The sequence below is a fragment of the Planotetraspora mira genome (assembly GCF_016863275.1).
GTDB classification, from domain to species: Bacteria; Actinomycetota; Actinomycetes; order Streptosporangiales; family Streptosporangiaceae; genus Planotetraspora; species Planotetraspora mira.
In genome coordinates this window covers 30,019-54,057 of the sequence record NZ_BOOO01000003.1, presented here as the reverse complement: position 1 = coordinate 54,057, position 24,039 = coordinate 30,019, and the positions used below count along the sequence as shown (strand labels likewise).

The window sequence follows — 24,039 nt, the reverse complement described above, 5'->3', positions numbered from 1 at the left end:
CCATGGCATGTCAGCCACGTCGACCGAGTCCGCCGTCTTCTCCCCGCGTCTGCGCGCCCTGAGCGCCGGAATGGTCGCGCTGAGCACGCTGGTGGCGTTCGAGTACCTGGCCGTGGCGACGGCGATGCCCGTCGTCGGGCGCGAGCTCGACGGCTACCACCTGTACGGCCTGGCCTTCAGCGGCGGCCTGGCCGCGGGAGTGATCGCGACGGTCGCGGGCGGGCGCTGGAGTGACGCGAAGGGCCCGCGTGCGCCTCTGTGGACCGGGGTCGCCGCCTTCATGGGCGGCCTCCTCATCGCCGGGACGGCCCCCACGATGGAGGTGTTCCTCGCGGGCCGGTTCATCCAGGGGCTCGGCGGCGGTCTTTTCAACGTCGCGCTCTACGTCCTGGTCGCCCAGGTGTACCCGGCGCAGGCGCACCCCCGGGTCTTCTCGCTGCTGGCCGCCGCCTGGGTGCTGCCCTCGGTGGTCGGGCCCGCGATCACCGGCATCGTCGCCGAGCAGCTGAGCTGGCGGTGGGTGTTCCTGGGCGTGCCGGTGCTCGCCGCTCCGGCGGCGCTCGTCCTGTGGCGCGGCCTGCCGCGGGGGACCGCGCCGCCCGCCGCCGGGACGGACGGGAACCGGGACTTCGTGCCGGCCCTCGTGTGGGGCGCGGTGGCCGCCCTGGGGGCGGCCCTCCTCCAGTACGGCAGCGGCACGTCGTGGCCCGGCTCGTCGCTGGCGATCGTGGGCCTGGTGCTCCTCGCTCTCGCGCTGCCCCGGCTGCTGCCCCCGGGGACGTTGCGGGCGGCGCGCGGCCTGCCGGCCGTCGTGGCCCTGCGCGGGCTCGCGGCCGGCGCGTTCTTCGCCACCGAGGTCTTCGTCCCTCTCACCCTGATGTCCGAGCGGGGGCTCAGCCCGGCGCAGGCGGGCATCGCCCTCACCGGAGGCGCGCTGGCCTGGTCGCTGGGCTCGTGGATCCAGGGGCGCGGATCGTTCGGCAGGGCGACCGTCCTCCGTGTGGGCACCGCGCTGATCGCGGCCGGGATCGCGGTCACCGCTCTGGCCGTCTTCGACAGTGTCCCCGTGCTCGCCGCGTTCGCGGGATGGGTCCTCGCCGGGCTCGGCGTCGGCCTGGTCTACCCGACGCTGTCCGTCCTCGTCCTCGAGTTGTCCGCGCCCGGCGAGGAGGGCAGGAACTCCGCGTCCCTCGGCATCGGCGAGTCCGTTTTCTCGATCGTCGCGGTGGCCGCCACAGGTGCGATCTTCGCGGGGTTCGGCGGCACGCCGGCCGTCTATCTGGCGTGTTTCGCCCTGCTCGTGGTCATGGCGGGGACGGGCGCCGCCGTCGCCGGGCGTTTTGACCACGCTCGCTGAGCGGGCACCATGGAGATCTGAAACAAGGGGGATTTCCATTGCCGCGCGTTCGGGAGCTCGAGATCTTCAGGATGACCCTGCCGTACGGCAGGCGTCCGGAGAGCGCCCTGGTCAAGTTCACCGACTACGGAGGCATGGCCGGCTGGGGTGAGATCGTCCAGCCGTCGCCCGACACCCCGCTCGAGAAGTCCCTGCCCGCGCTGATCGGCGTCGACTGGGAGCATCCGTCCGAGCTCGGGGAGATCCCCGGCGGGGCGGCCGGCGACATGGCCTGCTGGGACCTGTGGGGACGGATGAGCGGAGTCCCCGTCTTCCACGCCCTCGGCGGCACCCGTACGTCGCTGATCGCCACCGTGCGGGTGCAGGCCGACCGCTCGCTGGAGAGCATGGTCGCCCGGGTGAACCGCCACGTCGGCGGGGGCTACGCCCACGTGACGATCGACATCCACCCCGGCTGGGACGTGGAACCGGTCCGCGCCGTCAGGGCCGCCTATCCGGGGCTGGCCATCGCGGTGGACGGCCGCGGCGCCTACACCGACATCGCCCAGCTCGAGGCGCTGGACTCCTACGACCTGGCCGCCATCGAGCGTCCGTTCGCCGACCTGCTGACCAGCGCGGAGTTGCAGGACCGGGTGAGCGCGCCGGTCGCGGTGGAGGTCCACTCGGTGGCCGAACTGGACGAGGCGGTCGGCCTGCACGCCGGTCGCGCGCTGCTGCTGCGCCCGTCGCGGTTCGGCTCGCTCGGAGCCGTGCGCGCCGCGCACGACCGGGCGGTGGCGGCGGGATGGGACATCGTCTGCATGGGCGGTCTCGGCGTGGGACTGGCCCGCGCGGCGACGGTGGCCGTGGCCAGCCTGCCGGGGTGCACGCTTCCGAGCGCCGTGGCCGAGCCGCCGCAGAGCGCCCAGGTCGTCGTCCCCCCGGTCGGCGCCTCCGGCGGCGTCGTCGCGGTCCCCCTCACCCAGCCGGGCCTCGGCCACACCGTCGACGAGGCCAGGGTCCGCCGCCTGTCCAAGGAGTCCTTCCGGGTCTGAGGGGCCGGTCGGGCGTCACACGGCGCCGCAGCCCTCACCGATGGCGGTGAACGCGGGTGCGGGCGCGGCGACCACGGGCCGGTGCGGCGCGGGGGTCGGAGCGGCCGACTCGTGGAGGGCCTGGGCGGTGAGCGACCGGATCCGCGCCCAGTCGGGGGTGACCGTGCTGATCAGCGGGGGCATGAACTGCAGGCTCGTCACCCCGGCCTGCTTGACCTTCCAGGCGAGCGGCACCAGGTGCTCCAGCATGGGCCGAGGCACGTCGGTGCTGATGATCTCCTCGGTGGCCTCGGCCATCTGGCTGAAGTGCCTGAGCACGGCCGCCGGGTCCGTCTGCTGGAGCAGCGCGCCGAAGACGCAGCGCTGACGGTGCATGCGGTCGTAGTCGTCGCTCCCGGTGCGCGACCGGGCGTACCAGAGCGTGTCGGAACCGTTCAGCCGGCGGGTCCCCGCGGTGACCGTGCCCTCGCCGTACGTGCCGTACGTGATGTCCCTGTCGACGCTGAGCACCAGGCCGCCGAGGGCATCGATGATCTTGGCGAAGCCCCAGATGTTGACCATCGCGTACCAGTCGATCCTGATGCCCAGGATGTGACCGATGGTCTCCTTCAGCACCTGGGCGCCCATGTTCGTGCGCCCGCCGAAGAGTTCGGGATGGTCGTCGGCGTACTGCCACACCGAATACAGCAGGTCCTCGCGCCAACCGGGCCGCGACTCCGGCAGGAGGAACCCGGTCGGGAAGCGCGCCGCCATGGGGCTGCCCGGCGGGAAGCGCACGTGCTCGAGGTTGCGCGGCAGGCCCAGCAGCACGGTCTTCCCCGTACGGACGTCCACGCTGACCACGTTGATGCTGTCGGTCCTGATCCCGACGCGGGTGGTGTCCCCGTCTCCGCCGAGCAGGAGCACGTTGACGCGGCTCCGGCCGGCCCACGGGTCCTCCGGCCTGACGGGTTCACCGGGGATGCCCGGTTCGGTGAACACCGCGCCGATGGTCCGTTCCGAGATCGCCGCGTATTCGGCGACGACGGTGAACGGCACGGCGACCAGGACGGCCAGCATGCCCGCGGCCAGGCCGGTGACCACCTGCGCGCCCTGCGGCAGGGTTCCCGGGCGCAGCACCACGAACGAGTGCACCACGAGGCAGAGCCAGGCGACGGCGCCGACCAGGGCCCCCACGGTGATCGGGATCAGCCAGGCGATCGCCCGTCCCGCCGTGCCGGCGTCGGCGGCCGCCGTCACCACGGCGAGGCAGGCGGCGAGTGTCACGTAACCGCCGAGCAGGGCGAACCCGGTGCGCCGCCAGCCGGCGCGGAGGTGGGCGGCGCCCGGCACGAGAGCCGACAGCGCGACCCAGCCGATCAGCGCGGCGGCTTTTCTCGACGACACACCCCAGGAACGCATTTTCACATTGAAGCGGTCTGTCCCCGGACGTACCGATGGGCGAACGACGCCTAGCGAGTCGCGACCCACGGTTTGCCCGGGCCCCATCCGCGAGGTCTTCCGCTTGACCACCTCTTGTCCGTTAACCGACGCCGTTTACGATGTGCGCCGTGGACGACATCCTCGGCCCCGACTACGAGGCCATCACCCTGCCCATGGGCCGCGACGCCGAAGGGGAGGTCGTCGCGACGCTCGTCCGGCGGCCGGTTCCGGGGTCCCGCCGGGCCGTCCTCTACCTCCACGGGTTCACCGACTACTTCTTCCAGACGCACGTGGCCGACCACTTCGTCTCCCAGGGGATCGGCTTCTACGCCCTCGACCTGCGGAAATACGGACGGTCCTTGCTGCCGCACCAGACCAGGGGCCTCGTCGGCAGCGTCACGGACTACTTCCCCGAGATCGACGAGGCCGTCCGCATCGTCAGGGAGGACTGCGACGAGCTGACGATCATGGCGCACTCGACCGGCGGCCTGATCGCCGTCCTGTGGGCCGACCGGATGCGCGGCCGCGGACTGGTCGACGCACTCGTCCTCAACAGCCCGTTCCTCGACCTCAACGTGCCCGCTCTCGTCAGGGGCGCCGCCGACGCGCTCGGGGGCGTCCTGGCCAAGCTGCCCCCGAAGACGGTGCTCCCGCTCGGCGTGGCCACCGCGTACGGCACGAGCCTCCACCGCGACCATCAGGGGGAGTGGGACTACGACCTCGCGTGGAAGCCGCTCGAGGGCTTCTCCGTCCACGCCGTGTGGCTGGCGGCGATCAGGCGGGCGCACCGGCGCCTCCACGCCGGGCTGCGGGTGGACGTGCCGGTGCTCGTGCTGGCCGCCGAGCAGAGCCTCAAGGCCCGCGACTTCGTGCCGGGGGCGCACGGCGCGGACGTCGTCCTCGACACCGAGCAGATCGCACGCTGGTCCACCCGGATCGGCCCGCACGTCACCTGCGTCCGCGTGCCCGGCGGCATGCACGACCTCGTCTTGTCGGCGGAGCCGGTGCGCAAGCAGGTGTTCGCGGAGATCGACAGGTGGACGGCCTACGCCTACCAGGGGAAGGCGTACAACCCGTAGTAGGCGGCGGTCAGCAGCAGCAGTCCCGTGCCGCCGAGGACGCCGATCAGGACGCTCTTCTGCCAGCGGGTCGGCTCCCAGCCGTCCCGCAGGCCGCTCAGCACCGCCGCGGCCGCGGCGACCTCCTGCAGGAGCATCACGACCGCCAGCAGTCGCACGACCAGCCACCCGGCCTGTACGGCGGGCCACGCGCCCGCCTGGTTGACCGAGAACAGCACGATCAGCGTGATGAACGCGAGGACGGCGGCGAACCCCCCGAGACCGGTCCAGGCCATCCGGCGTAGCCGGCGTCGCACGGCGGGCCAGATGTCGGCCGCCGGCTCCACCGGCGCCTGCAGGCGCGTGTCGCGTCCCCGGATCCGGACGACCATCTCGGTGACCGGCGCCGCCACGTAGCCGACGGCGGCCAGGCAGATGGTCAGCCAGAGGATCGTGGCGCCGCCGTACCACGGGGCGGCGGGCACGTCGCTCGCCTCGAACCGCTGCACGGGAGTCGCGCCCGCGATGGGCACCGACGGCTTGGCCGTACGGGGGAGGTCCCTGATCCAGTTGGCCAGGGTCGGCAGGTAGTCGGGGACGAAGGGGCCGCCGGTCATCCTCATGGCGTGGTCGGCGCCGGCGAGGAAGCGGATCGTGTAGTCGGGGTTCCCGGCCGTGTGCAGGGCGCTGGTCAGCGTCTCCGTGCTCTCCACGAAGGGGATGGAGGGATCGGTCGTGCCGTACAGCGCGAGGACCGGCTGCTTCATGCCCTGGAGCGCGGGGACGCCGTCGTGGCGCAGGAAGTCGAAGCCCACGCCGCCCATCGCGCGGGTCAGCAGGTCACGCACGCCGGAGGGCGCGTGCAGGCGCTGCAACTGCTCGTTCAGCGCCCACGCGACCTGCCGCAGGGGGGAGACGTTCGGCGAGGACACCAGGACCACGTAGGCCACGTCGCTGCTGGCGGCGGCGATCGGGACCACCCAGCCGCCCTCGCTGACGCCCCACAACCCGGCCTTGGCGGGATCGACGTCGGGCCGTTGCAGCAGCGTGTGCAACATGCGCAGCGCGTCGTCCGCGAGCAGGGAGAAGTCACGCTGCCGGAAGTTGTAGCCCACGGTGCGCTTGTCATAGGAGAGGGTCACGATGCCCGCCTTGGCGAGCCACTCCGACTGGGTGGTGAACTCCGACCCGCTGCCCGATCCCGAGCCCTGGACGAACACCATCGCCGGGTGCCTGCCCGGCGTCGTGGGCGACCTGATCGTGGCCGTCAGCGTCTCGTTCCGGGCGGCCACCTTGACGTGCTCGGTCCTGATCGGCGTCGTGGTGGCGACCGGACGTGTCTCCGACGCCGGTTGGGCGGGCAGGTTCCTGAACTCCGGAGAGGCGGCCAGGGGTGGGGGATCGAACGCCGGAGGGGACAGCATGTAGCCGATCGCCGCCAGCACGACCAACAGCACACCCGCCGCGAAACCCAGCGTGCTCCGGCCGACATTCATGAGGCCGCTCCCCGGTGGATCATCCTGTACCGAGTCCAGGCTAAGTCATTACTCGTTCCATGGCCCGGATCGATTTGGGATCAGTGGGGCCGCATTTGTCGGAGGGACCTGTTAGCTTCCTGCGACATGCGTGTCCTGCACACTTCCGACTGGCATCTCGGCCGGTCGTTCCACCGGGAGAGCCTGCTCAGCGCCCAGGCCGCCTTCGTGGAGCACCTCGTAGAGACGGTCAGGGCCGAGCGGGTCGACGTCGTGGCGGTCTCCGGAGACGTCTACGACCGGGCGCTGCCGCCGGTCGACGCGGTGGCCCTGTGCGACGAGGCGCTCGCCCGGCTGAAGGCGGAGGGTGTGCACACGGTGCTGATCAGCGGCAACCACGACTCCTCCGTACGGCTCGGCTTCGGCGCCGGCCTCATGGAGCGGGTGCACCTGCGGACCGACCCGGCGCGTGCCTGGGATCCGGTCGTCGTCGGCGACGTGGCCTTCTACGGCATCCCCTATCTGGAGCCCGAGCTGGTCAGGGGCCCCTGGGAGCTGGCCGAGCGCACCCACACGGCCGCGATCACGCACGCCATGGAGCGGATCCGCGCCGACGGGTCCGGCCGGCGCAAGGTCGTGCTCGCCCACGCGTTCGTCACCGGCGGCGAGGCGAGCGACAGCGAGCGGGACATCAGCGTCGGCGGCGTGTCCCACGTGCCGCTGGCTGCCTTCGCCGGCGCCGATTACGTGGCGCTGGGCCATCTGCACGGCCGTCAGGTGATGAGCGAGACCGCCCGCTACTCGGGGTCGCCGATCGCCTACTCCTTCTCCGAGGCGGGGCAGCGCAAGGGGTCCTGGCTGGTGGATCTCGACGCCGACGGGCCGGGGGACGCCCGCGTCGACTTCGTCCCCGCGCCCGTTCCCCGGCCCGTCGGCACGCTGAGCGGCCGTCTCGACGACCTGCTGACCGACGCCCGCCACGCGGACCGCGAGGACCACTGGCTCCAGGTGACCCTCACCGACCCGGTCCGCCCGCGCGAGGCGATGGAGCGCCTGCGGCGCCGCTTCCCGCACACGCTGGCGCTCGCCTTCAAGCCCGACGGCCCGGTGGCCGTGCCCGCCCGGCCGGTCCACGTCGCGGGGCGCGCCGAGATCGACGTGGCGGCCGACTTCGTCCGCGAGGTCCGCGGTGAGCCGGCCGACGACGAGGAGATCCGCCTGCTCGGGGAGGCCGTCGAGGCCTCCCGGATCAAGGAGAGCCTGTGAGATTGCACCGGTTGGTGCTGGAGGCGTTCGGGTCCTTCCCGGGGGTCGAGGAGGTCGACTTCGACGCCCTCGGGGAGGCGGGGCTCTTCCTGATCCACGGGGCGACGGGCGCGGGCAAGACGACCGTGCTCGACGCGGTGTGCTACGCGCTGTACGGACGGGTCCCCGGCCGGCGGGACAGCGCCCGCAGCCTGCGTTGCGACCACGCACCGCCCGGGCGGGGGCCCGTCGTCACGCTGGAGGTGACGATCCGGGGGCGGCGCCTGCGCGTCACCCGGTCGCCCGCCTGGATGCGGCCCAAGCTGAAGGGAGAGGGCCTGGTCGAGGAGAAGGCCAAGGTCCTCGTGGAGGAGTTCACCGGCACGTGGATCGGGCGGAGCACCCGCGCCGACGAGGCCGGTCACCTGATCGGCGAGTTGCTCGGGATGAACGCCGAGCAGTTCTGGCAGGTCGCCATGTTGCCGCAGGGCGACTTCGCCCGGTTCCTGCAGGCGGACGGCGACGACCGCCGCAGGCTCCTCGAGAAGCTGTTCTCCGTCAAGATCTTCACCGACGTCGAGGCGTGGCTGGCCGACCACCGCACGCGGACCGGGCGCGATCAGCAGGAGCTCCGGCAGCGGGCCGAGTCCGTCGTGGACCGCATGCGCGGGGCGGCGGGCGCGGAGCTCCCCGTGCCGGAGGACGAGCCTGAGGCGGTGGTCGCCCTCGCCGCCGCCGCCTTCGAACATGCCGCAGGACTGTGGGCGGTGAGCGAGGCCCGCCTGCGCTCCGCTCGGGACCTGCTCGCCGGCGGCCGGGCGCTGGCCGACCGCCGGCGCAGGCACGCGGACGCGCTCGCCCGGCGTGAGGCACTGGACGGCGCCGCCGAGGAACGGGCGGACATCCAGGCGATCCTCGACGACGCGGCCAGGGCCGCGCGGGTGCTGCCTCTGATCCGCCTGGCGGAGCAGCGGGCCGAGGCCGCGGCCAAGGCCCGGCGGATGGCCGCCGACGCCACGAGCCGGGCGCTGCCGGGGCAGGAGCCGCCCGGCGAGGAGCGTCTGGCGGCCATGGAGCGGGAGCGCCTCGACGAGGTCGCCCGGGTGCGGCAACTCCTTCCCGAGGAGACCCGCCTGCGGCAGGTGCGCGCCGACCTCGACGCCGGCAGACGCAGGCTCACGGCTCTCGGGGAGCGTGAGGCGGCCCTCGCCGTCCGGCTCGCCGCATTGCCCGAGGGCCGGCGCGAGGCCGGCATGCTCCTCGATGAGGCGCGCCTGGCCGCGGCGGGCGTCCCGGGCCTGGCGGCCGCGAGGGACACCGCGGCGCGTGCGGCCGAGGTGACACGGCGGATCGGCGTGCTGGAGGCCGAGCTCGCGGCTCTCGCGGACAGCGAGAAGCGGATCCTCGCCGCCTCCCAGGACCACCGGCTGGGGGCGGCGGCGGCCGGGGTTCCGGCGCTGGAGACCGCCGCGCGGCTGGCCCGCGAGCTCGACGCGGCCGAGCAGGCCAGGCGCGCCGCGGTGGACGGGGCGCAGACCGCCCGCGACCGGCTGCAGGAGGTGCGCCGTGCCCGGATCGAGGGCATGGCCGCCGAGCTGGCGGCCTCCCTCGTCGCGGGGGAGCCGTGCGTGGTGTGCGGGTCGGCCGACCACCCTGCGCCGGCTGAGGCCGCCGGCCGGGCGTTGAGCGGCGACGACGAGCAGGCGGCCCAGGACGCCTTCGAGTTCGCCCGCCGGGCCCGCGAGGCGGCGGAGGAGAGGTGCGCCGAGTGGTCCTCGCGCCTCGCCGCCGAGATCCGCGACCAGGTGGCCCTGGCCGGCCGCCGTGTCGCCGAGACCACGACAGGGCTCACCGCTCTGCTGGAGGAGAAGGAACGCCTCCCCGGTGACGCCGGCGACCTCGACGAGGCGGAGCGGAGCCTGCGCCGCGCCGAGCAGGTCGCGGCCCGGGAGCCCGAGCTGGCGGACAGGTCCGCCCGGCTGGCCGCCGAGCTGGACGACCTGACGGTCCAGGCCCAGGAGATCGCGATCGAGGCGGCGGACACCCGGGCGCGTGACGAGCAGCTGACCGCCGACGAAGGCAGGCTCGCCGCGCTGGTGGACGCCGCGCGGGGTGGCGACGCGTCGCTCATGACCCGGCTCGACCGGCTCGTCGACGAGGCCGCACTCCTCAGGGACGCCAGTGAGGCGACCCGCGCCGCCGCCACGGCGGACCTCGAACGCCGGGCGGCGCTCGAGCGGGCCACCGACGCCGCGACCGACGCGGGGTTCGCCGGGCTCGAGCACGCCGGGGCGGCGGTGCGCGCGCCGGCCGATCTGGAGGCGATGGCCGAACGCCTCAGGTTCCTCGACGGCGAGCAGGTGGCCGTCGGCCGGCTGCTCGCCGATCCCGAGCTCGTCGCGGCGGCGGCCGAACCCGCACCGGACCTCGCGACCCTGGAGAGCGAGCACGACCGGGCCGACCGGGAGCACGCCGCCCGCACCTCGGCCAGGGATCTCGCCGGGGAGACGGCGTCCCGGCTCACGGCCCTCGCGGGAGAGCTGCGCGAGGCCCTCGCCCGCTACCGCCCGGCCGCCGAGCGGCACCGGCTCGCCCGCCGGCTCGCCGAGCTCGCGGGCGGGACGTCCGCCGACAACCAGTGGCACATGCGCCTGTCGGCGTTCGTGCTCGGCGAGCGGCTCAGGCAGGTGGTCGAGGCCGCCAACGAGCGGCTCGAGCACATGTCGTCAGGGCGCTACCTGCTCCAGCACGACCTCCGCCGGGCCGCGGGCGACCGGGGCCGGTCGGGCGGCGGGCTCGGCCTGCGCGTCCTCGACGCGTGGACCGGCGTCGACAGAGACCCGGCCACGCTGTCCGGAGGGGAGAGCTTCATCACCTCCCTCGCCCTCGCGCTGGGGCTGGCCGACGTCGTGACGGCCGAGGCGGGCGGCGCGGAGATCGGCACCCTGTTCGTGGACGAGGGCTTCGGCACGCTCGACGAGGAGACGCTCGACGACGTGCTCGACATCCTCGACGGCCTTCGCGAAGGCGGCCGGGCGGTCGGCATCGTCAGCCACGTCGCTGAGTTGCGCGTCCGCGTGCCCGTTCAGCTGCGGGTGGTCAAGGGCAGGGCAGGCTCGACGCTCGCGTGAGGGACGCGGTCAGGCGACGGGGATCCACCGGACCGCGAGGAGATAGGTGCCGGTCACGAGAGAGACCGCGGAGACGAGCAGGAACAACAACACCCAGAAGGTGCCGGGAATCCGCGTGAGCCGGGCGAGCTGGTCGGCGTCGGAGTCGGGCGCCCGCCCCCTGCGCCGTTTGCTCTGCAGTTCGAGGATCGGGCGCATGCCGCCCAGCAGCAGGAACCAGACCGCTCCGTACGCGGACACGGCCTGGGCGGTCGGGGGCGCGAACCACGACAGAGTGAACACGGCCCCGCCCACGGCGAGCAACGCCGCCGCGCCGTAGAGGTTCCTGATCTTGAACAGCATGCAGGCGAGCAGCAGGAGCACCGCCCACAGGAGCAACGTGATGTAGCCGTCCGCGACGAGCCAGGCGGCCCCGAACCCGAGCAGCGAAGGGGCGACGTATCCCGCGGCCGCGGTCGCCACCATCCCCAGACCTCTCGGGTTGCCCCGCGTGAGCGTCACGCCCGAGGTGTCCGAATGCAGCCGTATGCCCTGCAGCTTCCGCCGGGTCACCACGGCCACCAGCGCGTGGCCTCCCTCGTGCGCGATCGTGATCAGCCCGCGGGAGACGTGCCACGACGGCCGGTAGGCGATGACCGCGAGCGCGACGCAGCCGGACAGGACGATCAGCCAGAGCGGGGGCGCGACCTGTGTCGCGGTCAGCTCGTTCCAGAGGGCGTTCAGGTGGGCCACCTCCGCGGGGAATCGTACGGCCTCCGGGCACTTCATGGGTTCGAGGCTCTACCGTCTATGTGTGGCTGAGCGTGGAATACGTGGATTACGTGGCTTGATGCGAATGAAGGTGGAAAATTCCCCCGAGCATTCGATGGACCCCCGGTCGGGCGAGCAGGAGGCGACCCGGGAGAGCGTGGTCGACAACGCGATCTACGTCGGCGGCAGACGGGTGGACTCGCCCCCGTCGCTGGCCGCCGCGATCACGTCGCTGCGGTCCAGACCCGGCGCGATGGCGTGGATCGGCCTCTACCGGCCGGAGGACTCGGAGCTGGTGAAGGCCTCCGAGGAATTCGGCCTGCACGAGTTGGCGATCGAGGACGCGATCGTCGCCCACCAGCGGCCCAAGGCCGACCGCTACGGAGAGACCCTCTTCGTGGTGCTCAGGGCGGCGCGCTACCTCGACCAGGAGGAGAAGGTCGAGTTCGGTGAGCTGCACGTCTTCATCGGCCCCGACTTCGTCCTGACCGTACGGCACAGCGAGGCGCCCGACCTGTCGAGGGTGCGCCGCCGGATGGAGTCGAACCCCGACCTCCTGCGCCAGGGTCCGCAGGCCGTGCTGTACGCGATCCTCGACGCGGTGGTGGACGGGTACGCGCCCGTGGTCGCCGGACTGCAGAACGACATCGACGAGATCGAGGTCCAGGTCTTCGGCGGGGACCCGGCCGCGCCGCGGCGCATCTACGCGCTGTCGCGCGAGGTCATCGAGTTCCAGCGCGCGACCAGCCCCCTGGTGGGCATGCTCGACGGCTTCATCGCCGCCTCGCCCAAGTACGGCGTGGACGAGGAACTGCAGAGCTACCTCCGTGACGTGTCCGACCACGCCATCACCGTGACCGAGCGGGTGGCGGTGTTCCGGCAGATGCTCCAGGACATCCTGATCGTCAATTCGACGCTGGTCAGCCAGGCCCAGAACGAGGAGATGACCAAGCTCACCGCCGCCAGCATCGCCCAGGGCGACGAGGTGAAGAAGATCTCGGCGTGGGCGGCCATCCTGTTCGCGCCGACGCTGGTCGGCACCATCTACGGCATGAACTTCGACCACATGCCCGAGCTGCACTGGGCCGTCGGCTACCCGTTCGCCGTCGTGCTCATGGGCGTGGTCTGCCTGACCCTCTACTTCGTCTTCAAACGCCGCGACTGGCTCTGATCTCCCAAGGCACAGTAAAAAGTGCCTTGCTCTGTCAACTATCTAGATATATCTTTACGCTATCTCGATAGTTGAGGAGAAGGAGATGTACGAAGACGAGCACCCGCACTGGATGGGCGCCCCGCCACCGCCCCACCACGGGCTTCCCCCGCTTCCCCCGATGCCCCCCGCGCCCCCTGTGCCGCCGCATTTCGCACCACGGGTACGGCGCGGCGACGTCAGGATCGCCCTGCTCAGGCTCCTCACCGAGGAGCCGCGCAACGGCTACCAGATGATCGAGGAGATCTCCCGGCGCAGCGGCGGCGTATGGCGGCCGAGCCCCGGTTCGGTCTACCCCGCGCTCCAGCAACTGGAGGACGAGGGCCTCGTCCGGGGCGAGGAGTCAGGCGGCAGCCGCACCTATCGGCTGACGGACAAGGGCCGCGAAAACGCGGACGAGGGCGCCGAGCCGTGGGCCGACGTGGCGCGCAGCCTCCCCGAGGACCGGCACGAGCTGCGCCTGTTGTGGGGCCATCTCGGCGAGGCGTTCGTGCACCTCACGCACGTGGCGGACGACCGGCAGGTCGCCGAGACGAAGAAGCTTCTCAAGAGCACCCGTCAGGCGATGTTCAGGATCCTTTCGGAGGGCGAGTGATGGATGCCGCGGTGGCCGTGAAAGGCCTGAAGAAGACCTACGGAAAGGTCGAGGCGGTGAAGGGGGTCGACTTCGAGGTCGCCCCCGGCGAGGTGTTCGGCTTCCTCGGGCCGAACGGCGCGGGCAAGACGACGACGATCAGCATGCTCTGCACGCTGATCAACCCCACGGGCGGCACCGCGACGGTGGCCGGGCACGACGTGGTGTCCCAGCGCGACCAGGTCCGCCAGAACATCGGGCTGGTCTTCCAGGACCCGACGCTGGACGGATACCTCACCGCGGAGCAGAACCTGCGCTTCCACGCGGAGCTGTACGGCGTGCCCAGGTCGGCGCTCGACGACCGGCTCAGGCAGGTCATGGAGATGGTCGCCCTGTGGGACCGCAAGGACAGCAAGGTCATGACCTTCTCCGGCGGCATGAAGCGCCGGCTGGAGATCGCCCGCGGCCTGCTGCACTCGCCTCGTGTGCTGTTCCTCGACGAGCCCACCGTGGGGCTCGACCCGCAGACCCGGTCCGCCATCTGGGGATATATCAACAAATTGCGCCTGACTGAGGACATCACGATCTTCATGACGACGCACTACATGGAGGAAGCCGAGTTCTGCGACCGGATCGCGATCATCGACCACGGCGAGATCGTGGTGATCGACTCTCCGGAGGCGCTCAAGGCGAGCATCGGCAAGGACCGGGTCCAGCTCCAGACGGGTGACGACGACAAGACGATCGCGCTGCTCAAGGACCGCTTCGACATCGACGCCGCCGTCCACGAGGGCCAGGTGACCTTCGCCGTGGCGTCCGGCGAGTCGTTCGTGCCGCTGCTGTTCGCCGATCTCGGGCTGCCGATCCGGTCGGTCAGCGTATCCCGCCCGTCGCTCGACGACGTCTTCATGTCCTACACCGGCTCCACCATCCGCGACGCCGAGTCAGGCGACGGCAACGCGTGGATGCGTGCGATGGCCCGAGGAAGGTGAAATCGATGACTGCCGAAGTGGTCGGGGTGCGCGTCCCCCCGAGGACCGGCTCGCACGACGCCCGTGCGATCAAGGTGGTGCTCCACCGGGAACTGCTGCGGTTCGCGAACGACCGCACCCGCATGATCACAATGCTGATCCAGCCGATCCTGTGGCTGTTCGTCATGGGAACCGGGCTGGGCACGCTGGTGCGCGGGGTGATCCCGGGCATCGACTACCGCACGTTCATGTATCCGGGCATGATCTCGATGACCGTGATCATGACGGCGATGTTCTCCGCCGGCTCGATCGTCTGGGACCGCGAGTTCGGCTTCCTGCGCGAGATGCTCGTCGCACCCGTGAGCCGGGGCGCGATCGTGGTCGGCAAGTGCCTGGGCGGCGCCGTCGTCGCCACCGCGCAGGGCGTCATCATCCTCGCCCTCGCCGGTCTCGTCGGCGTGCCGTACTCGCCGATCCTGCTCGTCACGCTGCTGGGGGAGATGTTCCTCGCGGCCTTCTCGATCACGGCCTTCGGCGTGCTCCTCGCCGCCCGGATGCGCAACATGCAGTCGTTCTTCGGGGTCATGCAGATGGCCATCATGCCGATGATGTTCCTGTCGGGCGCCATGTTCCCCCTGGCCAACCTGCCCTCGTGGCTGCACGTCCTGACCACGGTGAACCCGCTGACCTACGCCGTCGACCCGATGCGGCAGGCGGTGTTCGGCCGGCTGGACGTGCCCGCACAGGTCAACGCGATGCTCAACCCCGGAGTGACCTGGTTCGGCTGGCGGCTGCCCGTCATCGTGGAGATCGGCCTGGTCGCCGCCATCGGCGCCGCCCTGCTCGGCGTGGCGATCACCCAGTTCAGGCGCGCGGAGTGAAGGAGATCTGAACGGAGTCATCACTGTGCGGGACGGAGCGTGCATCCTGCGACATAATCGGGCTTGTGGTGCGGGACGCTGTGGAGACTCATTTCGCCGAGGCCGTCGGTGCTCTGACGCCGGGATCCCCCAGGGATCCGAGCCTGCCGGTGCGACCGGGAACGACCCTTACAGGCATGCGGTGCCGCGAGCTTTTCGAGGTGCAGCTGGCAAGCCGGCTCCTCGACATCGCCGCGCGGGTGCTGCGCGAGCGCGGTGAGGGTTTCTACACGATCGGGTCGGCAGGGCACGAGGGCAACGCGGCCGTGGCCGCGGCCCTCCGCGTGTCCGACCCCGCGCTCCTGCACTACCGGTCGGGCGCGTTCTACCTGACCCGATCCGCTCAGGCCGGGCGGCTGGCCGAGGAGGGACTGCGCGACGTCCTCCTCGGCCTCGCCGCGTCGGTGGAGGAACCGATCGCGGGCGGCCGGCACAAGGTGTTCGGCCACCACGACCTCGCGGTGATCCCGCAGACGTCCACGATCGCCAGCCACCTCCCGCGCGCGGTCGGCGTCGGCTTCGCCATCGAGCGCGCCAGGACCCTCGGCGTCTCGTCGGGGTGGCCGCAGGACGCCGTCGCCGTCTGCAGCTTCGGTGACGCCTCCGCCAACCACGCCTCCGCGCTGAGCGGGTTCAACACCGCGGCCTACAGCCGGTTCCGGGGGCTCCAGCTTCCCGTTTTGTTCGTCTGTGAGGACAACGGCCTCGGCATCAGCGTGAAGACGCCCCCTGGCTGGATCGAGCAGGCCCACCACCCCCTGCTCGAGTACTTCGACGCGGACGGCTGCGACCTGGCGGACGTCTACGACAAGGCTCGCGAGGCGGCCGAGTATGTGCGGTCGACCCGTTCGCCCGCCTTCCTGCGCATGCGGACAGTCCGGCTGATGGGCCACGCGGGCTCCGACGTGGAGATCGGCTACCGCACCCGCAAGGAGATCGCCCTCGACCTGGAGCGCGACCCCCTGGTGGCCACGGCCCGGCTGCTCGTCGAGGGCGGCCTCGCCGAGCCCGACGAATTGTTGTCCCGCTACGAGGCCGAACGCGAGCACATCATCAAGCTGGCGATGGAGTGCACCCGCCGGCCCCGCCTCACCACAGCGGAGGAGGTGATGGCCCCGCTCGCCCCACGCGACCCCGAGGCCGTCGCCGCCGAGATCGCCAGGGCGGCGCTCACCGAGGTACGGGACCGGACGTTCGGCACGCTCCCCGAGCTGGAGGGCAAGCTCACGCTCGCGCAGTCCGTCAACAGGACCCTCGCGGACATGATGGCGTTGGACCCGGGCGTCATGGTGTTCGGCGAGGACGTCGCCAGAAAGGGCGGCGTGTACGGCGTGACCCGCGGCCTGCTGCGGAAGTTCGGCTCCGAGCGGGTCTTCGACACGCTGCTGGACGAGCAGGCGATCCTCGGCCTCGCGCTCGGCTCAGGGCTGTCCGGCCTGCTGCCCGTGCCCGAGGTCCAATATCTGGCCTACCTGCACAACGCGCTCGACCAGATCCGGGGAGAGGCCGCCACGCTGCAGTTCTTCTCGCAGGGGGCGTTCCGCAACCCCATGGTGCTCCGCGTGGCCGCCTATGCCTATCAGAAGGGCTTCGGCGGGCACTTCCACAACGACAACTCGATCGCCGCTCTGCGCGACATCCCCGGTGTCGTCATCGCGTCGCCGGCCCGGCCGGACGACGCGGCGGCCATGCTGCGCACCTGCCTCGCCTCCGCCCGCACCGATGGGAGCGTCTGCGTCTTCCTGGAGCCGATCGCGCTCTACCACACCCGCGACCTCTTCGACGAGGGCGACGGTGGATGGCTCGCGTCGTACGCGCCGCCCGCCAGGTGGACCGAGACCCATGTGCCGATCGGCCGTGCGCGCTCGTACGGCGACGGCCGCGACCTCACGATCGTCACGTTCGGCAACGGCGTGCGGATGAGTCTGCGGGCGGCCGTGAAGCTCACGGCGGAGGAGAAGGGCTGCCGGGTCCTCGATCTGCGCTGGCTGTCCCCCCTGCCCATCGAGGATCTGATGCACTCGGCGGAGCTCACCGGCAAGGTCCTGATCGCCGACGAGACCCGGCGCAGCGGCGGCGTCTCCGAGAGCGTGATCGCCGCGCTCATCGACAACGGCTTCACCGGGAAGATCGCCCGGGTGACGTCGCGCGACAGCTTCGTCCCGTTGGGCGACGCGTCCGGCACCGTGCTGCTCTCGGAGTCCGACATCGAGGACGCGGCGCGCAAAATGCTCGCCTGACGCCCTTTCAGGGCTTTCAGGGCAGGGCGGCGAAGGCGGCGCGCGCCATCTCGTGCAGGACGGAGGCCATCGCCTCGGGCGGGAGCTCGCCGGCGCTCCGGGGTGTCGAGTTGAGCAGGCCGAAGACCGCGTGGGTGGCGGCGCGCAGGCGCGCGGGCTCGCAGGAGGGGTGCAGCTCGCTGAGGACCGTCACCCACTCCTCGACGTAGAGCCGCTGGAGCCGCCGGATCGCGCGGCGGGCCGGTTCCGGCACGTTGTCGAGCTCCCGCTCGTGGACCCGGATGAGCTCGGGATTGCCGAGCGCGAACTCGATGTGGCCGCCCAGCAGCGCGTCGAGCGCGGCCTCCGCCGTCGGGGGCGCGGTCGCGAGCCGGGCGCCCTGTTCGTGCAGCCGCTCGCTGATGTCGAGCAACATCTCCCGGAGCAGCGCGTCCTTGCCGCTGAAATGGCGGTAGAGCGCCGGCCCGGAGATCCCCACGGCTGAGCCGATGTCCTCGATGGACACCCCGTGGAAGCCCCGCGCCGCGAACAGGGCGGCCGCCGCGCCGAGGATCTCGGCGCGCCGATTGCGGGTAGGGATTCGTGCGGTGGTCACGACACCCCATGGTAGACGAAGCCAGTTAATGATGACTAACATCCGAGCATGAGCATGAGTGCCTGGCCGGTGCTGGAGAGCACGTGCGACCCGGGCGCCGAGCCGTACAAGCGGAACGCGGAGGCGAACGAGGGCCTCGTCGCCGACCTGCGCGACCGGCTGGCGGCGGCCGCCCTGGGCGGTCCCGAGCGATCCCGCGAGCGGCATGTCCAGCGGGGCAAGTTGCTGCCGAGGGACCGGGTGGACACGCTGCTCGACCCGGGTGCGCGGTTCCTGGAGTTGTCCCCGCTCGCCGCCACCGGTCTCTACGACGACCAGGCGCCCGCCGCGGGGATCATCACGGGAATCGGGCGGATCTCCGGCCGCGAGTGCGTGGTCGTGGCCAACGACGCCACCGTCAAGGGCGGGACGTACTACCCCGTCACCGTCAAGAAGCACCTCCGCGCCCAGGAGGTGGCCCTGCACAACAACCTGCCCTGCGTCTACCTCGTGGACTCGGGCGGGGCGTTCCTCCCCAGGCAGGACGAGGTCTTCCCCGATCGGGAGCATTTCGGGCGGATCTTCTACAACCAGGCCACGATGTCGGCGCGGGGCATCCCGCAGATCGCCGCGGTCCTCGGGTCGTGCACGGCGGGCGGCGCCTACGTGCCCGCGATGAGCGACGAGGCCGTGATCGTCCGCGGCCAGGGCACGATCTTCCTGGGCGGCCCGCCGCTGGTGAAGGCCGCCACGGGCGAGACCGTCACGGCCGAGGAACTGGGCGGCGGCGAGGTCCACGCGCGCGTCAGCGGAGTCACCGACCACCTCGCCGAGGACGACCCCCACGCCTTGAAGATCGTCAGGGACATCGTCGCCACGCTCGGGCCGCGTTCGGCCCCGCCGTGGGAGGTCGCCCCCGGGGAGCCGCCGGCCCACGATCCGCGTGAGCTGTACGGGATCGTCCCGCAGGACACCCGGACGCCCTACGACGTGCGGGACGTCATCGCCCGCGTCGTCGACGGCAGTCGCTTCCTGGAGTTCAAGGCCGAGTACGGTCCCACCCTGGTCACCGGCTTCGCCCGGATCCACGGCCACCCGGTGGGGATCGTCGCCAACAACGGCATCCTGTTCAGCGAGTCCGCGCTGAAGGGCGCGCACTTCATCGAGTTGTGCGACCGGCGCAGCATCCCCCTGGTCTTCCTGCAGAACATCAGCGGGTTCATGGTCGGCAAGGCGTACGAGGCCGGGGGGATCGCCAAGCACGGCGCGAAGATGGTCACCGCCGTGGCCTGCGCGCGGGTCCCGAAGTTCACCGTGATCATCGGCGGCTCGTTCGGCGCGGGCAACTACGCGATGGCGGGGCGGGCGTACTCGCCGAGGTTCCTGTGGATGTGGCCGAACGCCCGGATCTCCGTCATGGGCGGCGAGCAGGCGGCCACCGTCCTGTCCACGGTGGGGAGCGCCGACGCGGACGAGATCCGCGCCCAGTACGAACACCAGGGCAACCCCTACTACTCGACGGCCAGGATCTGGGACGACGGCGTGATCGACCCCGCGGACACCCGGACCGTCCTCGGCCTGGCACTCGGCGCCGCCGCCAACGCGCCGCTCGACCCCGTCGGCTACGGCGTCTTCCGGATGTGAGCGCATGATGTTCGACAGCGTGCTGATCGCCAATCGTGGCGAGATCGCCGTCCGGATCATCCGGACGTTGCGGGCCATGGCCGTCCGCTCCGTAGCCGTGTACGGCGACGCCGACCGCGACGCCCCCCACGTCCGGGCGGCCGACCTCGCCGTACGGCTCCCGCGGGGCTACCTCGACGCGGACGGGATCATCGAGGCGGCCCTCGCGACGGGGGCGCAGGCGGTGCATCCCGGTTACGGGTTCCTCGCCGAGAACGCGGACTTCGCGCGGCGGTGCGCGGAGGCGGGCCTGGTGTTCGTCGGCCCGCCGCCCGCCGCCATCGAGGCCATGGGCGACAAGATCAAGGCCAAGGCGACCGTCTCGCGGGCCGGTGTGCCGGTGGTGCCGGGCGCCGCCGAGCCGGACGACGATCTCCTCGAGTGGGACCGCTTCCCCGCGCTGATCAAGCCTTCCGCGGGCGGCGGAGGCAAGGGCATGCTGCTGGTCAGGACCGCGGCCGAGCTCCCGGACGCGGTCGAATCCGCCCGGCGTACGGCGATCGCCGCGTTCGGGGACGGCACGCTGCTCGTCGAGCGGTACGTCGAGACCCCCCGGCACATCGAGATCCAGGTCATGGCCGACGCCCACGGCAACGCCGTCCATCTGGGCGAGCGCGAGTGCAGCCTGCAGCGGCGCCACCAGAAGATCATCGAGGAGGCGCCGTCCCCGCTGCTCGACGCCGAGACGCGGGAGCGGATGGGCGCCGCGGCGGTCGAAGCCGCCAGGTCGGTCGGGTACGTCGGAGCGGGCACGGTGGAGTTCATCGTCCCCGGGCGGCCCGGGCCGTTGGAGTTCTTCTTCATGGAGATGAACACCCGGCTGCAGGTAGAGCATCCGGTGACCGAGATGGTGACCGGCCTCGACCTCGTCGAACTCCAGCTCAGGATCGCCGCGGGGGAGCCGTTGCCGTTCGGCCAGGACGGCGTCCGCCTGGAGGGTCATGCCGTCGAGGCGCGGGTCTACGCCGAGGACCCCTCGCGCGACTTCCTGCCCACGGGAGGCCGCGTGCTCGCCCTGCGCGAGCCCACGGAAGTCAGGGTCGACTCCGGGCTGGCCGAGGGGATGGTCGTGGGCAGCGACTACGACCCGATGTTGTCCAAGGTCGTGGCGTGGGCCCCCGGCAGGCAGGACGCGCTGAGGACGCTGGACCGGGCCCTGGCCTCGACCGCGATCCTCGGCGTGACCACCAACATCGCCTTCCTGCGAGCGCTGCTGACCCATCCCGACGTGGTGGCCGGACGCCTGGACACGGGCCTCGTCGAGCGGCACCTCGGCGACCTCGCCGGAGGTCCGGTGCCCGACGAGGTCCTGGCGGCGGCCGCGCTCGTCTTCCACTCGCGCACCGCCGGCGACGCCACGGGCGATCCCTGGGACGTGGCGGACGGCTGGCGGCTGGGGGAGCGCGCCTGGACCGACCACCGGTACGCGAGGGTGCGCGGGCCGGCGGACGACGCGGAGATCGAAGTTAATGGTCGTTCACTTGGCCGCGCCAGGATCGAGCTGGGGACCGGGGAGGCGGCCGTGACTGTGGCCGGCACCACCCGGCGCTACGTGACCGCCGACGACCGCGACACCGTCTGGCTCGGAAGGGACGGCCAGGCCTGGCCGTTCGCCCGGCACGAGCCCGGCGACCCGGGGGACCGGCCCGGTGGCGCCCACGCCGCGGACGGCGTCGTCCGCAGTCCCATGCCCGGAACCGTGCTGGTGGTGAAGGCGGCCGAAGGCGACCGGGTGATCGCGGGCCAGGCGCTGCTCATCGTGGAGGCGATGAAGATGGAACACACCGTGACCGCGCCCCTCGACGGAGTGCTCGCCGAGCTGCGCGCCCGGCCGGGGCAGACCGTCGAGCTCGACGCCGTGCTTGCGCGGGTGACGGCATGCGAGTGACGATCTACGAGGTCGGGCCCAGGGACGGCCTCCAGAACGAGGACGTCGTCGTACCGGTCGAGGTGAAGCGGGAGTTCATCGGCCGGCTGGCCGACGCCGGCCTGACCACGATCGAGGCCACCAGCTTCGTCCACCCCAAGTGGGTTCCCCAGCTGGCCGACGCGGCCGAACTCCTGGACGGGCTGCCCCGCGTCCCCGGCGTGCGCTACCCGGTGCTGGTGCCCAACGAACGGGGCCTGGACCGGGCGCTGGAGCACGGGGTCACCGAGATCGCGATCTTCGGCAGCGCGACGGAGACCTTCGCGCGGCGCAACCTCAACAGGTCGCTGGACTCCCAGTTCGAGATGTTCGAGCCGGTGGTGGCGCGGGCGCTGGAACACGGCCTGCGCGTCAGGGCGTACGTCTCCATGTGTTTCGCCGACCCGTGGGAGGGCCCGGTCGCGCCCGCCCAGGTGGTGCGGGTGGGGCGGAGACTGCTCGATCTCGGCTGTTATGAGCTGTCGCTCGGCGACACGATCGGCGTCGGCACCCCCGCCCACGTCACCGCGCTGCTGGAGGCGTTCCGGGCCGAGGGCGTCGGCGCCGAACGGCTGGCGGTCCACTTCCACGACACCTACGGCCAGGCACTGGCCAACACGCTCACCGCGCTGCGCATGGGGGTGACCACGGTGGACGCCTCGACGGGCGGCATCGGCGGCTGCCCGTACGCCAAGAGCGCCACCGGCAACCTCGCGACCGAGGACCTGGTCTGGATGCTCGACGGTCTCGGCATCGAGACCGGGGTCGACCTCCGTTCATTGACCGCCACCAGCCTGTGGCTCGCCGGGAAGCTCGGCCGTCCGAGCCCGTCCCGGGTCGTCCAGGCGCTCGCGAAGGAGATCTAGATGCTGGGCGACGAGTACATCGAGCTGCGCAAGACGGTCGAGGCCTTCGCCCGAGAGGTGGTCGCCCCCGTCATCGGGGACTACTACGAGCGGTGCGAGTTCCCCTACGACATCGTCCGCAAAATGGGAGCGATGGGGCTGTTCGGCCTGCCCGTCCCCGAGGAGTACGGCGGCATGGGCGGCGACTACTTCGCCCTCTGCCTGGCGCTCGAGGAGCTGGCCAGGGTCGACTCCTCCGTGGCGATCACGCTGGAGGCGGCGGTCTCGCTCGGCGCGATGCCGATTCTCCGGTTCGGTACGGCCGAGCAGAAGGAACACTGGCTCCCCAAACTGGCCTCGGGGGAGATGCTCGGGGCCTTCGGCCTGACCGAGCCCGGCGGCGGATCGGACGTCCCCGGAGGCATGCGGACCACCGCCGTGCTCGACGGGGGCGAATGGGTGATCGACGGGACCAAGGCTTTCATCACCAACTCGGGGACGGACATCACCGGAGTGGTGGCCGTGGCCGCGATCACCGGCAAGAACGGTGCCAAGCCGGAGATCTCGACCATCCTCGTGCCCTCCGGCACGCCGGGCTTCACGGTGTCCAAGAAGTACTCCAAGGTCGGCTGGTCGGCCTCCGACACCCGTGAGCTGTCCTTCTCGGGCTGCCGGGTGCCCGAGGAGAACCTGCTCGGCGAGCGCGGCCGGGGTTACGCCCAGTTCCTGCAGACCCTGGACGAGGGGCGCGTCGCCATCGCCGCCCTCTCCGTAGGCCTCGCACAGGGCTGCGTGGACGAATCGGTCAGGTACGTCGGGGAACGCACGGCCTTCGGCAACGCGATCGGCCGCTACCAGGCCATCCAGTTCAAGATCGCCGACATGGAGGCCCGAGTCCACACGGCCAGGCTCGCCTACTACCACGCGGCCGAGCGCATGCTGGCCGGCCTGCCGTTCAAGAAGGAGGCCGCGATCGCCAAGCTCGTCTCGTCGAACGCGGCGATGGACAACGCGCGGGACGCCACCCAGATCTTCGGCGGCTACGGCTTCATGAACGAGTTCCCTGTCGGGCGCTTCTACCGTGACGCCAAGATCCTCGAGATCGGCGAAGGCACCAGCGAGGTCCAGCGCATGCTCATCGCCCGCGAACTCGGCCTGGGCGCCTAGGAGACCGTGCTGGGCTCCGTCAGGCACAAGCCGAGCTGGGTGTACAGCTCCAGCTGATCGAAGTACTCCCGGTGCGTGGTGATCTTGTCGTTCTCGACGAAGGACGCGCATGAGCCGCGGATGGTGATGCGGCGGCCCGTTGGTTCGATTTCGCTCCCGTCGGGGAGAAGGAAGGGACCCGTGTGGGTGCCGGTGACCGTCCATTCCGCCATCAGGGGCGCATCGCAGTCGTAGACCTCGTACCACGGGGTCAGACGACAGTCCGGGAAGCCTTTGAACAGCTGCTCATAGATCCAGGCGATCTGCTCACGCCCCTCCGCCACGCCTGCCGGCGAGACGAGGACGCCGTCCGGGGTGAAGAGCTCGGCTATTCGGTGCACGTCGTGCGCGTTGATCGCTTCGGTGAGCCGACGCTTGACGTTCCAGGGAGCTGACATGACCACGGCCCTTCCATGGTCGGAATATGGACCCTCTCTC

At 71.6% G+C, this 24,039-nt stretch carries 19 protein-coding genes; 14 read left to right on the top strand and 5 right to left on the bottom strand.

Annotated elements, in window-relative coordinates; all coding sequences use genetic code 11:
• Positions 1-7 precede the first annotated feature (7 nt).
• Complete coding sequence (locus Pmi06nite_RS03450; protein ID WP_203951348.1) at positions 8-1,357, top strand: MFS transporter; 1,350 nt, start codon at positions 8-10, stop codon at positions 1,355-1,357.
• 38 nt (positions 1,358-1,395) lie between these two features.
• Positions 1,396-2,391 carry an enolase C-terminal domain-like protein gene (locus tag Pmi06nite_RS03445; RefSeq protein ID WP_203951347.1) on the top strand — a complete coding sequence of 332 codons (996 nt, stop codon included), beginning with the start codon at positions 1,396-1,398 and terminating at the stop codon, positions 2,389-2,391.
• Between the two features lie 15 nt (positions 2,392-2,406).
• Here Pmi06nite_RS03445 and Pmi06nite_RS03440 read toward each other — a convergent pair whose 3' ends face one another.
• The gene (locus tag Pmi06nite_RS03440; protein ID WP_239113586.1) at positions 2,407-3,792 is read right to left on the bottom strand and encodes an LCP family protein; all 1,386 of its coding nucleotides are present in this window, start codon (positions 3,790-3,792) and stop codon (positions 2,407-2,409) included.
• 149 nt (positions 3,793-3,941) lie between these two features.
• On the opposite strand from Pmi06nite_RS03440, the gene Pmi06nite_RS03435 reads away from it, so the two are divergent.
• Positions 3,942-4,892 carry an alpha/beta hydrolase gene (locus Pmi06nite_RS03435; RefSeq protein ID WP_203951346.1) on the top strand — a complete coding sequence of 317 codons (951 nt, stop codon included), beginning with the start codon at positions 3,942-3,944 and terminating at the stop codon, positions 4,890-4,892.
• Here the strand turns inward: Pmi06nite_RS03435 and Pmi06nite_RS03430 are convergent.
• The gene (locus tag Pmi06nite_RS03430) at positions 4,865-6,367 is read right to left on the bottom strand and encodes an alpha/beta hydrolase family protein (protein WP_203951345.1); all 1,503 of its coding nucleotides are present in this window, start codon (positions 6,365-6,367) and stop codon (positions 4,865-4,867) included. The two genes, Pmi06nite_RS03435 and Pmi06nite_RS03430, sit on opposite strands and share 28 nt — an antisense overlap.
• 126 nt (positions 6,368-6,493) lie before the next feature.
• Between Pmi06nite_RS03430 and Pmi06nite_RS03425 the strand changes: the two genes are divergently transcribed.
• Together Pmi06nite_RS03425 and Pmi06nite_RS03420 are read left to right on the top strand one after the other, a co-directional pair.
• The gene (locus Pmi06nite_RS03425) at positions 6,494-7,612 is read left to right on the top strand and encodes an exonuclease SbcCD subunit D (RefSeq protein WP_203951344.1); all 1,119 of its coding nucleotides are present in this window, start codon (positions 6,494-6,496) and stop codon (positions 7,610-7,612) included.
• The gene (locus tag Pmi06nite_RS03420) at positions 7,609-10,722 is read left to right on the top strand and encodes an AAA family ATPase (protein WP_203951343.1); all 3,114 of its coding nucleotides are present in this window, start codon (positions 7,609-7,611) and stop codon (positions 10,720-10,722) included. The genes Pmi06nite_RS03425 and Pmi06nite_RS03420 overlap by 4 nt, the downstream gene beginning before the upstream one ends.
• Positions 10,723-10,731: 9 nt before the next feature.
• On the opposite strand, the gene Pmi06nite_RS03415 is transcribed toward Pmi06nite_RS03420, so the two are convergent.
• Complete coding sequence (locus tag Pmi06nite_RS03415) at positions 10,732-11,490, bottom strand: M50 family metallopeptidase (RefSeq protein ID WP_203951342.1); 759 nt, start codon at positions 11,488-11,490, stop codon at positions 10,732-10,734.
• 67 nt (positions 11,491-11,557) lie between these two features.
• Here Pmi06nite_RS03415 and Pmi06nite_RS03410 point away from each other — a divergent pair, with 67 nt between their 5' ends.
• From Pmi06nite_RS03410 to Pmi06nite_RS03390, 5 genes are all read left to right on the top strand, one after another.
• Positions 11,558-12,643, top strand: coding sequence for a magnesium and cobalt transport protein CorA (locus Pmi06nite_RS03410; RefSeq protein WP_239113581.1), 1,086 nt, complete (start codon positions 11,558-11,560; stop codon positions 12,641-12,643).
• Positions 12,644-12,728: 85 nt separating this feature from the next.
• Positions 12,729-13,277: a PadR family transcriptional regulator gene (locus tag Pmi06nite_RS03405; RefSeq protein WP_203951340.1), complete on the top strand. Its 549-nt coding sequence runs from the start codon at positions 12,729-12,731 to the stop codon at positions 13,275-13,277.
• Complete coding sequence (locus Pmi06nite_RS03400; RefSeq protein WP_203951339.1) at positions 13,277-14,248, top strand: ATP-binding cassette domain-containing protein; 972 nt, start codon at positions 13,277-13,279, stop codon at positions 14,246-14,248. Before Pmi06nite_RS03405 ends, Pmi06nite_RS03400 begins: the two co-directional genes overlap by 1 nt.
• Positions 14,249-14,253: 5 nt before the next feature.
• Positions 14,254-15,108 carry an ABC transporter permease gene (locus tag Pmi06nite_RS03395; protein ID WP_203951338.1) on the top strand — a complete coding sequence of 285 codons (855 nt, stop codon included), beginning with the start codon at positions 14,254-14,256 and terminating at the stop codon, positions 15,106-15,108.
• Between the two features lie 176 nt (positions 15,109-15,284).
• Positions 15,285-17,387, top strand: a complete 2,103-nt coding sequence (locus tag Pmi06nite_RS03390) for a thiamine pyrophosphate-dependent enzyme (RefSeq protein ID WP_239113577.1) — start codon at positions 15,285-15,287, stop codon at positions 17,385-17,387.
• Positions 17,388-17,403: 16 nt separating this feature from the next.
• Here Pmi06nite_RS03390 and Pmi06nite_RS03385 read toward each other — a convergent pair whose 3' ends face one another.
• Positions 17,404-17,982 (bottom strand): SACE_7040 family transcriptional regulator, encoded by a 579-nt coding sequence (locus tag Pmi06nite_RS03385; protein ID WP_239113575.1) that lies wholly within the window; start codon positions 17,980-17,982, stop codon positions 17,404-17,406.
• Positions 17,983-18,036: 54 nt separating this feature from the next.
• Here Pmi06nite_RS03385 and Pmi06nite_RS03380 point away from each other — a divergent pair, with 54 nt between their 5' ends.
• The 4 genes from Pmi06nite_RS03380 to Pmi06nite_RS03365 are packed head-to-tail and all read left to right on the top strand — an operon-like array spanning position 18,037 to position 23,562.
• Positions 18,037-19,605, top strand: coding sequence for a carboxyl transferase domain-containing protein (locus tag Pmi06nite_RS03380; protein WP_203951373.1), 1,569 nt, complete (start codon positions 18,037-18,039; stop codon positions 19,603-19,605).
• Positions 19,606-19,612: 7 nt separating this feature from the next.
• The gene (locus Pmi06nite_RS03375) at positions 19,613-21,532 is read left to right on the top strand and encodes an acetyl/propionyl/methylcrotonyl-CoA carboxylase subunit alpha (RefSeq protein ID WP_203951372.1); all 1,920 of its coding nucleotides are present in this window, start codon (positions 19,613-19,615) and stop codon (positions 21,530-21,532) included.
• Positions 21,523-22,416, top strand: coding sequence for a hydroxymethylglutaryl-CoA lyase (locus Pmi06nite_RS03370; protein WP_203951335.1), 894 nt, complete (start codon positions 21,523-21,525; stop codon positions 22,414-22,416). The genes Pmi06nite_RS03375 and Pmi06nite_RS03370 overlap by 10 nt, the downstream gene beginning before the upstream one ends.
• Positions 22,417-23,562: an acyl-CoA dehydrogenase family protein gene (locus tag Pmi06nite_RS03365; protein WP_203951334.1), complete on the top strand. Its 1,146-nt coding sequence runs from the start codon at positions 22,417-22,419 to the stop codon at positions 23,560-23,562.
• Here Pmi06nite_RS03365 and Pmi06nite_RS03360 read toward each other — a convergent pair.
• The gene (locus tag Pmi06nite_RS03360) at positions 23,559-23,999 is read right to left on the bottom strand and encodes an ester cyclase (protein ID WP_239113573.1); all 441 of its coding nucleotides are present in this window, start codon (positions 23,997-23,999) and stop codon (positions 23,559-23,561) included. The genes Pmi06nite_RS03365 and Pmi06nite_RS03360 overlap by 4 nt on opposite strands.
• Positions 24,000-24,039: the final 40 nt, after the last annotated feature.